General features: G+C 54.2%; 13 protein-coding genes and 1 other annotated feature. Of the genes, 3 read left to right on the top strand and 10 right to left on the bottom strand.

What is annotated here, in order from left to right:
* Positions 1-295 precede the first annotated feature (295 nt).
* Together dapD and C4S74_RS01710 are read left to right on the top strand one after the other, a co-directional pair.
* Entirely contained in the window at positions 296-1,006 is a 711-nt protein-coding gene (dapD, locus tag C4S74_RS01715; protein ID WP_103993638.1) for a 2,3,4,5-tetrahydropyridine-2,6-dicarboxylate N-acetyltransferase, read from the top strand.
* A gap of 178 nt (positions 1,007-1,184) precedes the next feature.
* Positions 1,185-2,441: an N-acetyldiaminopimelate deacetylase gene (locus tag C4S74_RS01710; RefSeq protein ID WP_103993637.1), complete on the top strand. Its 1,257-nt coding sequence runs from the start codon at positions 1,185-1,187 to the stop codon at positions 2,439-2,441.
* 79 nt (positions 2,442-2,520) lie between these two features.
* Here the strand turns inward: C4S74_RS01710 and C4S74_RS01705 are convergent, their stop codons facing one another.
* The 3 genes from C4S74_RS01705 to lspA form a co-directional block, all read right to left on the bottom strand.
* A complete protein-coding gene (locus C4S74_RS01705; protein WP_103993636.1) occupies positions 2,521-3,684 on the bottom strand; it encodes an aminotransferase A in 1,164 nt (387 codons plus the stop codon).
* 75 nt (positions 3,685-3,759) lie between these two features.
* Positions 3,760-4,725: an RluA family pseudouridine synthase gene (locus C4S74_RS01700; protein ID WP_103993635.1), complete on the bottom strand. Its 966-nt coding sequence runs from the start codon at positions 4,723-4,725 to the stop codon at positions 3,760-3,762.
* Positions 4,722-5,219, bottom strand: coding sequence for a signal peptidase II (gene lspA / locus C4S74_RS01695; RefSeq protein ID WP_103993634.1), 498 nt, complete (start codon positions 5,217-5,219; stop codon positions 4,722-4,724). The genes C4S74_RS01700 and lspA overlap by 4 nt, the downstream gene beginning before the upstream one ends.
* Positions 5,220-5,362: 143 nt before the next feature.
* On the opposite strand from lspA, the gene C4S74_RS01690 reads away from it, so the two are divergent.
* The gene (locus tag C4S74_RS01690; RefSeq protein ID WP_103993633.1) at positions 5,363-6,100 is read left to right on the top strand and encodes a TraR/DksA C4-type zinc finger protein; all 738 of its coding nucleotides are present in this window, start codon (positions 5,363-5,365) and stop codon (positions 6,098-6,100) included.
* 89 nt (positions 6,101-6,189) lie between these two features.
* Here the strand turns inward: C4S74_RS01690 and C4S74_RS01685 are convergent, their stop codons facing one another.
* The 7 genes from C4S74_RS01685 to C4S74_RS01655 form a co-directional block, all read right to left on the bottom strand.
* Positions 6,190-6,615 carry a DUF5665 domain-containing protein gene (locus C4S74_RS01685; RefSeq protein ID WP_103993632.1) on the bottom strand — a complete coding sequence of 142 codons (426 nt, stop codon included), beginning with the start codon at positions 6,613-6,615 and terminating at the stop codon, positions 6,190-6,192.
* 68 nt (positions 6,616-6,683) lie between these two features.
* Complete coding sequence (gene ileS, locus C4S74_RS01680) at positions 6,684-9,446, bottom strand: isoleucine--tRNA ligase (RefSeq protein WP_103993631.1); 2,763 nt, start codon at positions 9,444-9,446, stop codon at positions 6,684-6,686.
* Between the two features lie 87 nt (positions 9,447-9,533).
* Positions 9,534-9,813: a binding site (T-box leader), on the bottom strand.
* A 70-nt stretch (positions 9,814-9,883) separates the two neighbouring features.
* Positions 9,884-10,369: a DivIVA domain-containing protein gene (locus C4S74_RS01675; RefSeq protein WP_103993630.1), complete on the bottom strand. Its 486-nt coding sequence runs from the start codon at positions 10,367-10,369 to the stop codon at positions 9,884-9,886.
* Positions 10,370-10,478: 109 nt separating this feature from the next.
* Positions 10,479-11,258: an RNA-binding protein gene (locus C4S74_RS01670; RefSeq protein ID WP_103993629.1), complete on the bottom strand. Its 780-nt coding sequence runs from the start codon at positions 11,256-11,258 to the stop codon at positions 10,479-10,481.
* A complete protein-coding gene (locus tag C4S74_RS01665; RefSeq protein ID WP_042232483.1) occupies positions 11,258-11,533 on the bottom strand; it encodes a YggT family protein in 276 nt (91 codons plus the stop codon). Before C4S74_RS01665 ends, C4S74_RS01670 begins: the two co-directional genes overlap by 1 nt.
* A 30-nt stretch (positions 11,534-11,563) precedes the next feature.
* Positions 11,564-11,989, bottom strand: coding sequence for a cell division protein SepF (locus tag C4S74_RS01660; RefSeq protein ID WP_009671786.1), 426 nt, complete (start codon positions 11,987-11,989; stop codon positions 11,564-11,566).
* A gap of 36 nt (positions 11,990-12,025) precedes the next feature.
* Entirely contained in the window at positions 12,026-12,709 is a 684-nt protein-coding gene (locus C4S74_RS01655) for a YggS family pyridoxal phosphate-dependent enzyme (RefSeq protein ID WP_103993628.1), read from the bottom strand.
* Between the last annotated feature and the right edge of the window lies 1 nt (position 12,710).

Genomic DNA, 12,710 nt, shown 5'->3' with positions numbered 1-12,710 from the left:
ACAGCTAATCGCCGCAATTCGCTCTCCCCCGGAGTCTGCTCCTGCTTAAACGTTGACCTTGCCAGCCTCTCTGGACTGATTTTAAAGGTACCCTATTCACTTGAAGCCCATTATCCCACTTTCGACAAAAGAAGTCAACCGTAAAAAACATTCTTTTGCATACGTCTCCGGGTGTTTGACCCCATTATTTTGAGGTGGTCCTGCGTATCCTGTCGTTTTTTCGGACAATCTATCGCGTAAGCGCTTTTCATCTGCTATGATGATAAAGATAAAGTACCCCAGGAGGAGTGGAAGTATGACACAGATGAATACCGAAGAAATTATCCAGTTTATTAAGACCAGCCAAAAGAAGACACCCGTGAAAGTATATGTAAAAGGAAACCTGGAAGCCGTTGATTTCGGAACGGGCATCCAATCCTTCATCTCCGGTAAAAGCGGCGTCCTTTTCGGCGAATGGACGGACATCCAGGCCATTATCGAATCCAATCAGCAGAACATAGAAGATTATGTGGTCGAGTCCGACCGCCGCAACTCCGCCATTCCTCTGCTAGACCTGAAAGGCATTAACGCGCGTATCGAGCCCGGCTCCATCATCCGTGACAAAGTCTCCATCGGCAACAACGCCGTTATTATGATGGGCGCGGTAATCAATATCGGCGCTTCCATCGGCGAAGGCACGATGATCGACATGAACGCCATCCTCGGCGGACGCGCTCAAATCGGCAGCATGTGCCATATCGGTGCCGGAGCGGTTGTAGCCGGAGTGATCGAGCCTCCATCCGCACAGCCTTGCGTGGTTGAAGACGATGTGCTGATCGGAGCAAACGCCGTTATCCTCGAAGGCGTGCGCATCGGTCAAGGTTCCGTTGTAGCCGCGGGTGCCGTCGTGGTGGAAGACGTTCCGGAGTTTACGGTTGTAGCCGGTACGCCTGCCCGTGTCATCAAGAAAGTCGACGACAAAACGAAATCCAAAACGGAAATTCTGAAAGAGCTCCGCGAGTTGTAGGACTCAGCAGGTATTACGTTCACGTTCCGCTTGTACATAAAAAGAACAACACCGGCACGCGCGCATCCTTCCTGAAGGCAGGCGGAATGCCGCTGCTGTTTTGGCCCAGCGCTTCCGGCGCCGGGCCCTTTTTCAATCCTGCGGACTTACTTTTAAACGAAAGAAGGAGAGAACCACTGTGACCAGCCCGTTTATTGAACTGCGGCGCGAGCTTCACCGGATTCCCGAACCGGGGTTCCAGGAATTTAAAACCCAGCGCAAGCTCCTCGATTATTTGGAAACTCTTCCACAGGAACGGATGGAAATCCGCACGTGGCGAACCGGTATCCTCGTGTATCTCAAAGGGACGAACCCTACGAAACGGTTCGGGTACCGGGCCGATATGGACGGTCTTCCGATTCCGGAAGAAACGAGCTATGCGTTTCAATCCGAACATCCCGGATATATGCATGCCTGCGGGCATGATGTGCATATGTCCATCGGCGCCGGCCTGGTGACTCAGTTTGCGCAGCGTCCGATGAAAGACGATCTCGTCGTCGTGTTCCAGCCTGCGGAAGAAGGCCCTGGAGGTGCGCTCCCGATGCTGGCGTCCGCCGAGCTAAAGGACTGGATGCCGGAGCAGATGGTCGGCCTTCATATCGCGCCGGAATATCCCGTCGGCACTATCGCGGTCAAGCCCGGCATCTTGTTCGCCAACACGTCCGAGCTGTTTATCGACCTTAAGGGCAAAGGAGGCCACGCGGCATATCCTCATCTCTCCAACGACATGGTCGTCGCAGCCTCCCAGCTCGTCGGACAGCTTCACTCTATCGTGTCCCGCAACATCAACCCTCTCGACTCGGCCGTTGTCACGGTCGGCAAAATGAGTGCGGGTACCAAGCAGAACATCATCGCCGAGAACGCCCGGCTGGAAGGCACGATCCGCACTCTCTCCGCCGGATCCATGCAGCTGATTAAATCGAGAATCGAAGGAATCGTCCGCGGTATCGAATCTTCATTCGACTGCACGGCGTCCATTGATTGGGGCTCCAATTACCTTCAAGTGTATAACAATGAAGAGCTGACGCTGGAATTTATGGACTGGCTGCAAAAATCGGATACAGCCGCCGGAGCCGGCGGCTCCCCTGCTGACGAATCCGTGACCGGCACCGCCGGCGTCCAAGCCGCCGCCGCTACCGTGCTGGAACCGACGTTAGACTCTTCTTCCTGGTCGGAGCCGCAAATCCCCGTTCGCCTGTACGAATGTACCGAGGCGATGACCGGAGAGGATTTCGGCTATTTTCTGGAGAAAATCCCGGGCTTTATGTTCTGGCTCGGAGCCGAAACGCCTTACGGCCTGCACCACGCCCGCATAGAACCCGATGAAAGAGCCATCGGTATAGCCATCCGGACGGTGGACAGCTACCTCCGCTGGAAATCCGCACAGTCCGTTTAAAAAAATCCCCTTTATCTTCCCTCTGCCTTGCGGCGGGTGTGATAAAGGGGATTTTTTGTTGGCGGCACTCGGAACGGCGTCAGCTCCGGTCGAGTTTGCGGACGAAGGCTTCCAGCCGGTCCAGCGCCCCGTCCAGCACTTCCATCGAGTATGCGTACGACAGCCGGATGTAGCCTTCGCCCAGCGGCGAAAACGCATCGCCCGGAACGACGGCCACCCGCTGCTCTTCAAGCAGTCTGTAAGCGAACTGTTCCGAGCCGAGCCCGAACCGGGCAATCGACGGGAACAGGTAGAAAGCGCCCTGCGGTTTGACCGCTTCCAGCCCCATCGCCTGCAGCCGGCCATACACATGTTCCAGTCTTTTCTCGTAAGCCTGGCGCATCGGAAGAGCATCGTCACGGCCCGCGGTGAGTGCCGCGATTGCCGCATACTGCGAGATAGAGCTCGCGCAGGTGACGTTGTACTGGTGCACCTTGACCATGTGCCGGGTCAAAGCTTCCGGGGCAAACGTAAAGCCGATCCGCCAGCCGGTCATGGAGTGGGATTTCGACAGCCCGTTGATCACGATCGTCTTCTCTCTCATGCCCGGCAGAGCCGCTATGGAAGCATGCTCGGCTCCGTAGACCAGCTCGCTGTATATCTCGTCGGAAATGATATAGAGGTTCCGGCTTTCCAGCAGAGCCGCAAGCTCACTCAGTTCCGCCTCCGTCATGATCTGACCCGTCGGATTGCTCGGATAGCCGAGCACGACGCAGCGCGTCCGCTCCGTCAAATGAGGCTCCAGAGCGGCCGCGGTCATCTTGAACTCGTACGGCCGCGTGTCCACATATACGGGCACTCCGCCGCAAAGACGGATCAGCGGTTCGTAACCGGGATAAATCGGGCCCGGCAAAATAACCTCCGCCCCCGGTGTCAGAATAGTCCGCAGCGTAATGTCGAGCGCCTCGCTTGCCCCCGTCGTTACGATGACTTCGCTGCCTCCGTCATAGGACAGCCCGTATTTGGAACCGACAAAGTCGGCCGCGGCTTTCCTGAGCTCCGGAAGCCCGGCATTTGGCGTATACACCGTCCTGCCTGCCTGGATGGCTTTCTGCGCGGCTTCCGCAATGTGGGCGGGCGTCGGAAAATCCGGCTGCCCCATCGTCAAAGCCAGCGCATCCGGCATCGCCGCGACTTTATTCGCAATTTTACGGATACCCGAAATTTGAATTTCTTTTACCTGCGGATTAATGATTGGTTCCATGCGGAATGCTTCCCCTCTCCAAGGTTCGCTTATTTTAAAAAAGAGGGACCGGCTTCCGCCTGTCCCTGATCTTTCTTACAGATTGCGCAGGCGGTGAAGAAGATCCGCCATATCCTCCGGAATCGGCGCCTCGAATTCGAGCCGCTCCCCTGTCCGCGGATGAGTAAATCCGAGAATCTGCGCATGAAGCGCCTGACCGTCCATGGTCATCCCCTTGCTGCGGCCGTAAGACGGGTCTCCGACGAGCGGGTGTCCGATAAACTTGAGATGGACCCGGATCTGATGAGTCCGGCCCGTTTCAAGCTTAAGCTCCACCAGCGTATAGCCGTCAAACCGCTCCAGTACGGCAAAATGCGTCACCGCATGCTTGGAGTTTTTGTCCGTTACGGTGTACAGCTTGCGGTCGTAGCTGTCGCGGCCGATCGGAGCATCGATCGTCCCGTGGTCGTGCTGCAGGTTCCCGTGGACAAGCGCGACATATTTGCGCGTCACGCTGTGCTCCTTAAGCTGCTCGGCCAGACTTGCGTGGGCCTGGTCGTTTTTCGCGATCATCAGCAGTCCGGAAGTGTCCTTGTCGATGCGGTGGACGATCCCGGGTCTCATAACGCCGTTGATGCCCGACAAATCTTTGCAGTGATGCATCAGCGCATTCACCAGCGTACCGCTGTAGTGGCCGGGAGCCGGATGCACAACCAGCCCGCGCGGCTTGTTGATGACGATGACGTCCCCGTCTTCGTAAACGACGTCCAGCGGAATGTTCTCCGCGGCAATATCCAGCGGCTCGGGATCAGGAATCGCCAGATCGATGACCTGCCCTTCGGACAGCTTGTAGTTAGGCTTTACGCTCCGGCCGTCCACCAGGGCATGGCCGTCTTTAATCCACTGCTGGATTTGCGTACGCGACACTCCGTCCAAAGCATCGGACAGAAGCTTGTCGATTCTTTCGCCGTTCTGCTCCGCTTCAACCTGCCAACGCGTCGGTTCGCTTTCCGTTTCATCCATTCCGTTTGGTTCCAAATCATAGTTGTTTTGTTCGCTCATGATGCCGTCCCTCTTTTTTCATTTTTCCAGCTGATGATCGAATCGATAAAAATCAGAATAACGCCGATGACGATAGCGGAGTCCGCAATGTTAAAGATCGGATAAATGTAGTCGACCGCTTTGCCGAAAAAGGAAAACTGAAAATGCAGCTGAAGGAAATCGACAACCTCGCCGAAAAGAAGACGGTCCAGAAAATTCCCGACCGCGCCTCCCAAAAGCAGAGCGAGCGCTAGCGACATCAGCTTTTGCCCGGCTTTACGGGTTCTGTTGAGATACAAAACCACTCCGGCTACGATCACCAAGGTGATCAGAATGAAAAACCAGCGCTGGTCCTGCAAAATTCCGAAGGCTGCGCCGCGGTTACGGTGCGAGGTGAGCTGGAAAAACTCGCCGATCACCGGAATGGAGTCATGAAGCGGAATGTTTTTAACCACGAGCCATTTGGTACCCTGATCAATCAAAAACACGATAAGTGCAAGTAAATAATAATACAAAACGGGATTCCTCCTCTGACGACGGCTTGTCGCGTGTCGCCCGTTAAACGTTTGGCTGAGGTGCTTTCATTTTCCACACTAAAAAAGAGAGCCTTCGTAAACCCTATTGCTGCAGGCCACCTTCCGAAGGGAGATGTACCCCTATGCATATACTGACATCCGATCAAACGGATCGGCTCAGACAGCAGCTTCTTATCGAGAAAAAGGAACTTAAAGAGCAGTTAGAGCTAGACGAACACTTCGGAATGTCCCAGGCCATGGGCGAAAACACCGGAGAGCTGTCCACGTACGACAATCATCCTGCCGATATAGGTACGGAAATGTTCGAGCGGGAAAAAGACATCGCTCTGCTGGAAAATGCCGAACGCCACCTCGATCAGGTCAATCTCGCGCTGGAAAGGTTAGCTGCCGGCACTTACGGGATTTGCATCGAGTGCGGCCGGACCATTCCTTACGAGCGGCTTAGTGCGATTCCGACAACCCAATACTGCCTGGAACATGTGCCGAACCGGCATGCTTCCGACAGAAGACCGGTCGAAGAAGAATTTCTCGCCCCGCCTTTCGGACGGACCAGTCTGGACGAACGCTCCGACCAGAACCAGTTTGACGGCGAAGATGCCTGGCAGATCGTAGAAAGCTGGGGCAATTCCGACTCTCCCGCCCTGGCGGAAGATCCGAACATCGGCGACTATAACGCCATGTATGTCGAGGCAGACGAGCTTGAAGGCTATGTCGAGCCTTTCGAAAGCTTCCTTGCCACCGATATTTACGGCAATCATGTATCCGTTATTCGTAACAAGGCGTATCGGTCCTATATGGATAACCAAGAAGGCGATCCACTCCTTGAGCCCGATTATACATCGGAAGAAACGCAGAGCTGAACTAGCGGCTCTGCGTTTTCCTTTGTAAGGGGCGGGGCCGGACGGGCCGGCTCCCGGCTCGCGGTTTTCCGATTTTCCGCCTAACCGGCTCAATAAAACCGGCGCCCTTCCAGCTGAAACTGGACGTACTCCACGAGATCCGCAATGTACTCGCCGATAATGGGCAGGTTCAGAGCGCCCAATGCTTTCAGGGCATAAAGAATAGTACCCGCGAAAACGGTAATGCCGAGACCGAGTCCGACTCCCCGGGAAATTCCCGCTATAAGGTTCCCGACGATCAGCTTGCGCGGCCTATTCATCAGCGCCACATAATCGGCAATCTGCGTCCGTTCGATATGGGCCGCGATTTCGGTCACTTTCTCATGGATATGATGAATGAGCCGATTTTCCTCGTCGACCGTAAGAGTGTCCTGGACCGGCAAATCCGAATCCGCAAGCTCTGCTTGTGAATCCGGAGGAAGTCCGAGTTTAGCGGGATTGTTCCGGTCGTTCCGTTCTTCGTTCAGGTTATCCATGAAATCGCTCCTGCAGATCTGGTATTCCCTATCACCACACGGCGGCGAATTCCGTTACCTGGACTGCGTTATTCGAGGTGGGAAACCACTTCCGCACATCTGGCGCACAGAGTCGGGTGTTCTTTGTTCTGCCCAACTTCCGGTGTGACTATCCAGCAGCGTTCGCATTTCTCGCCCTCGGCAACGGATACCTGCACGGCAAGATCCGGGGCCTCGTAGCTTCCTTCGGGCGCTTTCTCGGACGGATCATGCAGGTTTGCGGCCGATACGATGAAGAGCGTATCCAGCTTGTCAAAACCGCTAAGCAGCTTGAAAGCCGCATCGCTCGGATACAAATCAACCGCCGCGCTCAAGGAGTTGCCGATCGTTTTGTTCTTGCGCGCTTCTTCCAGCGCTTTCAGTACTTCGTCGCGGATGTTCAGGAAGCCGTCCCACTTCTGCTCCAGCTCCCGGTTATACACATCCGTACGGACTTCCGGCAGTTCGCTGATCTGCACGCTGTCCAGCTCCACGCCCGGAATGTACTTCCACACCTCGTCGGCGGTATGCGGCAGAATCGGCGCAATGAGCTTTGTGATAGCAAGCAGGGCGTCGTAGAGGACCGTCTGCGAGGCTTTGCGGGCGGAATCGTCGGCCGCGTCCGCGTACAGGCGGTCTTTGATGATATCGAGATAAAACGAGCTCATCTCCACGGCGCAGAAATGATGGACCGCTTGATAGACAACGTGGAACTCATACGCGTCGTAGGCTTTGATCACTTTTTCCGTCATCCGGTTGAGGCGGATAACCGCATATTGATCCAGCTCGCTCATTCGGGCGAAATCCACCCGGTCCTTAACGGGATCGAAGTGGCTCAAATTGCCCAGCAGGAAGCGGAGCGTGTTGCGGATTTTGCGGTACACTTCCGTGATCTGGTTCAGAATGTTGTCCGAAATCCGAACGTCGGACTGATAATCCACCGAAGAAACCCACAGACGCAAAATATCGGCGCCAAGTTTGTTGCACACTTGGCTCGGATCGACGGTGTTGCCGAGCGATTTGGACATTTTGCGCCCTTCTCCGTCCAGAGTAAAGCCGTGGCTGAGAATTCCCTTGTACGGGGACTGTCCTTTGACCGCCACTCCCGTGATCAGGGAAGAGTTGTACCAGCCGCGGTACTGGTCGGAGCCTTCCAGGTACAAATCCGCCGGCCACTGCAGTTCGGGACGCTTGGCCAGCACGCCGGCATGGGAAGAACCCGAATCGAACCAGACGTCCATGATGTCCGTTTCTTTGCGGAAATCGCCCTGGCCGCATTCCGGGCAGGAAAGCCCTTCCGGCAGAAGCTCTTTCTCCGTCAGTGTGAACCACGCGTTGGAGCCTTCTTTTTCAAAGAGGTTCGCCACATGCTCGATAGTCTCATCGTTCACGATTGGATGATTGCAGCTGCGGCAGTAGAAAATCGGAATCGGTACGCCCCACACGCGCTGGCGGGAAATACACCAGTCTCCACGGTCCGCGATCATGTTGTGAAGACGAATCTCACCCCAAGCCGGCGTCCATTTGATTTTTTTGATCTCTTCCAGCATTTCACTGCGGAATTTATCGATAGACGCAAACCACTGCTCCGTCGCCCGGTAAATAACCGGCTTTTTCGTACGCCAGTCATGCGCGTATTGGTGATTAATGGAGGAAGCGTGGAGCAGATGCCCGCTGTTTTCCAGCCATTCCAGAATCATTTTGTTGCCTTTTTCGTAAAAAACGCCTTCCAGCCCCGGCGCTTCCGCCGTGAAATGTCCTTGATCGTCCACCGGACAAAGAACGCCGATCTTGTATTTCTGCCCGACGATAAAGTCGTCCTCACCGTGGCCGGGAGCGGTATGAACGCAGCCTGTACCGGCTTCCAGCGTAACGTGCTCGCCCAGCATGACAAGCGACTCGCGATCGTAGAACGGATGCTTGCAGGTCACGTTCTCCAGCTCGCTGCCTTTAACCGTGGATACGATGCTGTAGTCCGTCCACCCGATTGCTTTCGCGGCCGATTCGAGGAGTCCTTCGGCCAGCACGTACTTCTTGCCGTTTACCTGCACGACCGCATACGTGAAGTCCGGATGAACGGAAATACCGAGATTTGCCGGAAGCGTCCAAGGTGTCGTCGTCCAAATGACGAAGGCGGCATCCTGCGGAAGCTTGCCTTTGCCGTCCGCTACATCGAAAGCGACATAAATGGACGGGGACGTTTTTTCTTTGTACTCGATCTCCGCTTCCGCCAGAGCGCTCTCCGAAGACGGGGACCAATATACCGGCTTCAAGCCTTTGTAGATATATCCTTTTTTCACCATCTCACCAAAAAGACGGATCTGCTCCGCCTCATATTCCGGCTGCAGCGTAATGTACGGATGGTCCCAGTCTCCGCGGATTCCGAGACGTTTGAACTGTTCCTTCTGCCGCTCTACCCACTGAAGCGCGTATTCTTCGCAATATTTGCGGAATTCGGCAACGGACATTTTCTTGCGGTCCACTTTGCCGCCGTTGGCGATAGCCTGCTCGATCGGCAGTCCGTGCGTGTCCCAGCCCGGGACATACGGCGCGTCATAGCCCTGCATTGTTTTGAAACGGACGATAATATCCTTCAGAATCTTGTTCAGCGCATGACCGATATGAATGTCCCCGTTGGCATACGGAGGACCGTCGTGCAAAATGAATTTCTCCCGCCCTTTGCGGCTTTCCTGTACTTTCGCATAAATGTCGTTTTCTTCCCAATGCGCCTGCATTTTAGGCTCCGCCTGGGGCAGGTTGCCTCTCATCGGAAATTCAGTTTTGAGCAGCTGCAATGTTTTTCCGTAATCCAAATCCATTCACTCCCTAGTCTTAGTACGCTGATCCCTTCCGGGACAAATTCCCTTGCTCTCTAAAATGCAAAAAAACTTCTCCATCCCAAAAGGGACGAGAAGTTAAGCTCGCGGTACCACCCTTGTTAGACCGTTCCGGCCCCGTTGTCATCGCCCGCCTGCAGAGACAAAGTTTCCGCATGGAAGAAATGACGACCGGTTGTCAGTCTCACTCGACGAATCGATAACGGAATTACCCGATGCTCCCTACTTCGCTTTTCAAGAGACGCTCCTGGGGGATTTTCGTCCGCTGCAGAGATTAGGCTCACACCCACCCTAACTCGCTGACACTGCTGTACGGACTACTTGGCCCAGTCATCGCTTTACGAAAGATTCAGTTACCCGAAGTATATCGAATCCGGGTCCGGTAGTCAATGAAGCCCGGCCGTGTTGAACGTCTACTTCTCGAGTTCAAGCACCTTATCGTGATCGAGCGTCTTCCAGGCTTCGTCCTGAAGAAGCTCCAGCTGCGCTTCAAGCAGAGTGCGGAAGCGTGTCCGGTAAATGCTGGCCTGCTTTTTGAGCTCTTCGGTCTCCATCGAAATTTTGCGGGAACGCGTCAACGACTCGTTAATGATCCGGTCGGCGTTCTTCTCGGCTTCTTTGAGGACGAGCTGCGCTTCTTTCTTCGCGTTGTTCTTCACATCGTCGGCGGCTTCCTGCGCGACAATAATCGTTTTGCTCAACGTTTCTTCAATATTGGAAAAGTGATCCAGCCGTTCCTGGAGCGCCAGAATTTGGTTTTGCAGCTCTTTGTTTTCACGGATAACGGCCTCATAGTCTTTGATGACCTGGTCCAGAAACTCGTTCACGTCATCTTCGTCATAGCCCCGGAAAGAGCGCGCAAATTCTTTGTTATGTATATCGAGTGGTGTTAAGGGCATGGTGCACCTCCTAGAATGTTAACCGGTGGAGAGTTTGTACGGTTCCGTTAAGAAATAGAATTTCGACAGAAAAGCGAAAAATCCTTTATTCCTCGCACTTAAAAATAGGTTAAACGTATTTGCCCACTTTCATGCGCGTTCTGCCTTTCTTCGTCACTCCTTCTATTTCCAGGACACGAAAACGCCCGAAGCCCTGCAAAGAAACGACGTCGCCTTCCTGCAGGGGGACGCTCGGATTCTCTTCGGGCTTCCAGTTCACTTTGCATTTGCCGGCTCCGATCGGAATGAGAGCCTTGGCCCGGCTTAATTTGAATACATCGCTTACAATTCCGTCCAGACGGAGGGAAGCCACGGAAAGCGTCATTTCCTCCAGTTTGACTGCAGACGGCCTCAGCCGGTCGATCGGTAAAATTTCCGTCGTCACATGGACGCGATGCACTTGGCTGAGATTGAGATGAAGGTAGTCGGCCGCTTCTTCCGCCACGACGAAATGGCAGCCCTGTCCGGATACGTTAATATCCCCCACCTTGTCCCTTTTCATGCCGAGCCCCAGAATCGCTCCCATATAATCGCCGTGACTAAGCGACTGGAACTTGCTGTCGCCGGATTCTACGGACAGCACTCTCAGTCCCATGTCTTCGCCGGTAAGATCGAGGTAGTCCGGTCCCAGAATCGCCCTCTGCCGTTCGGCCTCCGGGTACCCGCCATCCAGGCGGCAGTTTACGTCGGGGTTGCGGTTGACCAGCGTACGAAGGATAAAAGCTTGCCGGGGATCGAGAAAGTCCGTCCGTTTCACTTTGTGATGAGCGGCGTTCTCGACCCATTCTTGGGCCCGGTCCACGAAAGCATGTTCATCGGGATGGAAATGCCCGTAGATTTCTTTAGCCACTAGAATATCCCCACAATGTAGCCGACCACAACCTTGAGGCCTGCGACGACGAGCCAGAATACCCCCATGGCAACGATCGGAGAAATATCAAGCGGGCCGATCGGCGGGATAAAGCGGCGGAATGCGCTCAGATATGGCTCAACGAGTTTCGCCAGCAGTTCGCCGATAAAGCTCTCACGTGCATTCGGAAACCAGGAAAGCAGCACGTAACCGAAAATCATATAAAAGTAAATTTGGGCCAATGTATCGATTAACCCGTAAATGTTCATGACCAACCGCTTTCACCTCAACCTTTTTGTCCAATGCTAAGCTTCATGCAGAAAATCCGAGATCGATCCCTGAATTTCTACGGAATCCGGGGCGCACAAGAAAATATTCGGCCCGATCTTGGAGATCGATCCGTTCAGCGCGTAAACGGTCCCGTTCAGGAAATCGAAAATTCTTACCGCTTGTTCGGGACGAACCCGCTGCAAATTTACGACGACGGTTCTGCGGGAACGCAGATGATCCGCAATCTCCTGGGAATCGTCGAAAGAATGAGGCTCATGAAGCACAACGCGGCTGTTTTTCTGCGAATGAATGCTCACAATGTTATTTTTACTCTGTTTCGTACGTTGTTCCTGCACCGGGGTTTCAGGTTCTTCCGGAGTTTCCACAATTCTTTCCCGTTCTACAACCTCTTCTTCTTCCTGCAGTCCGATAAAATTCATGAATTTATTCATAACGCCCATCCGACGCTCCTCCTCTGTGGAAAAGATGGTATTGATTCAAGACTTTCCGACAAGTACGGTACCTAAACGCACCCAAGTTGCGCCCTCTTCGATCGCCACTTCAAAATCTCCCGACATGCCCATGGACAAATGCCGCACGGGTTCCGGCAGAATATGCTTCGCGTTGAGCTCGTCCCTCAGCTCGCGAAGCTTCCTGAATACGGGCCGGGTCGCTTCCGCTTCGGCTTCCAGCGGGGCCATCGTCATCAAACCGACGATCTCAAGATGCGGGTATTGACCTAAAGCTTTCGCGAATGATTCCAGTTCTTCCGGAGGCAGTCCGTATTTGGATTCTTCACCGGAAACGTTCACTTGTATAAAACATTTGACGGAAAGATCCCGCTTGGCGGCCTCTTTTTCCAGCTCTTTGGCAAGCGAGACTCGATCCAGAGAATGGATATACGCGAATTTACCTATGATGTCCTTCACCTTGTTCGTTTGCAAATGCCCGATAAAATGCCAGTCTCCCCGTTCTCCGAGAGCTTCCCATTTCTCTTTGGCATCCTGCCAGCGGTTCTCTCCCACTTGTGTTAACCCATGGTCAAGAGCTTCGCGCGTGGCTTCCAGAGATACATATTTCGTAACCGCGATCACGTTTATGTCTTCAGGGCTGCGGCCGGACCGCCGGCAAGCCGCCTCAATGCGGTGGTGCACATCTTCAATACGCGCCTGCAAATTCATC

This window comes from Paenibacillus sp. UNC499MF, assembly GCF_900107975.1.
Taxonomy (GTDB): domain Bacteria; phylum Bacillota; class Bacilli; order Paenibacillales; family NBRC-103111; genus Paenibacillus_F.
This window is presented reverse-complemented; position numbering and strand designations above follow the sequence as displayed.

Excerpts from the sequence above, each read along its gene's own strand:
- C4S74_RS01700 (WP_103993635.1), bottom strand. The coding sequence starts at position 4,725 with ATGAGCGAACAAAACAACTATGATTTGGAACCAAACGGAATGGATGAA.
- C4S74_RS01675 (WP_103993630.1), bottom strand. The coding sequence starts at position 10,369 with ATGCCCTTAACACCACTCGATATACATAACAAAGAATTTGCGCGCTCT.
- C4S74_RS01655 (WP_103993628.1), bottom strand. The coding sequence starts at position 12,709 with ATGAATTTGCAGGCGCGTATTGAAGATGTGCACCACCGCATTGAGGCG.
- dapD (WP_103993638.1), top strand. The coding sequence starts at position 296 with ATGACACAGATGAATACCGAAGAAATTATCCAGTTTATTAAGACCAGC.
- C4S74_RS01660 (WP_009671786.1), bottom strand. The coding sequence starts at position 11,989 with ATGGGCGTTATGAATAAATTCATGAATTTTATCGGACTGCAGGAAGAA.
- C4S74_RS01685 (WP_103993632.1), bottom strand. The coding sequence starts at position 6,615 with ATGGATAACCTGAACGAAGAACGGAACGACCGGAACAATCCCGCTAAA.
- C4S74_RS01690 (WP_103993633.1), top strand. The coding sequence starts at position 5,363 with ATGCATATACTGACATCCGATCAAACGGATCGGCTCAGACAGCAGCTT.
- C4S74_RS01705 (WP_103993636.1), bottom strand. The coding sequence starts at position 3,684 with ATGGAACCAATCATTAATCCGCAGGTAAAAGAAATTCAAATTTCGGGT.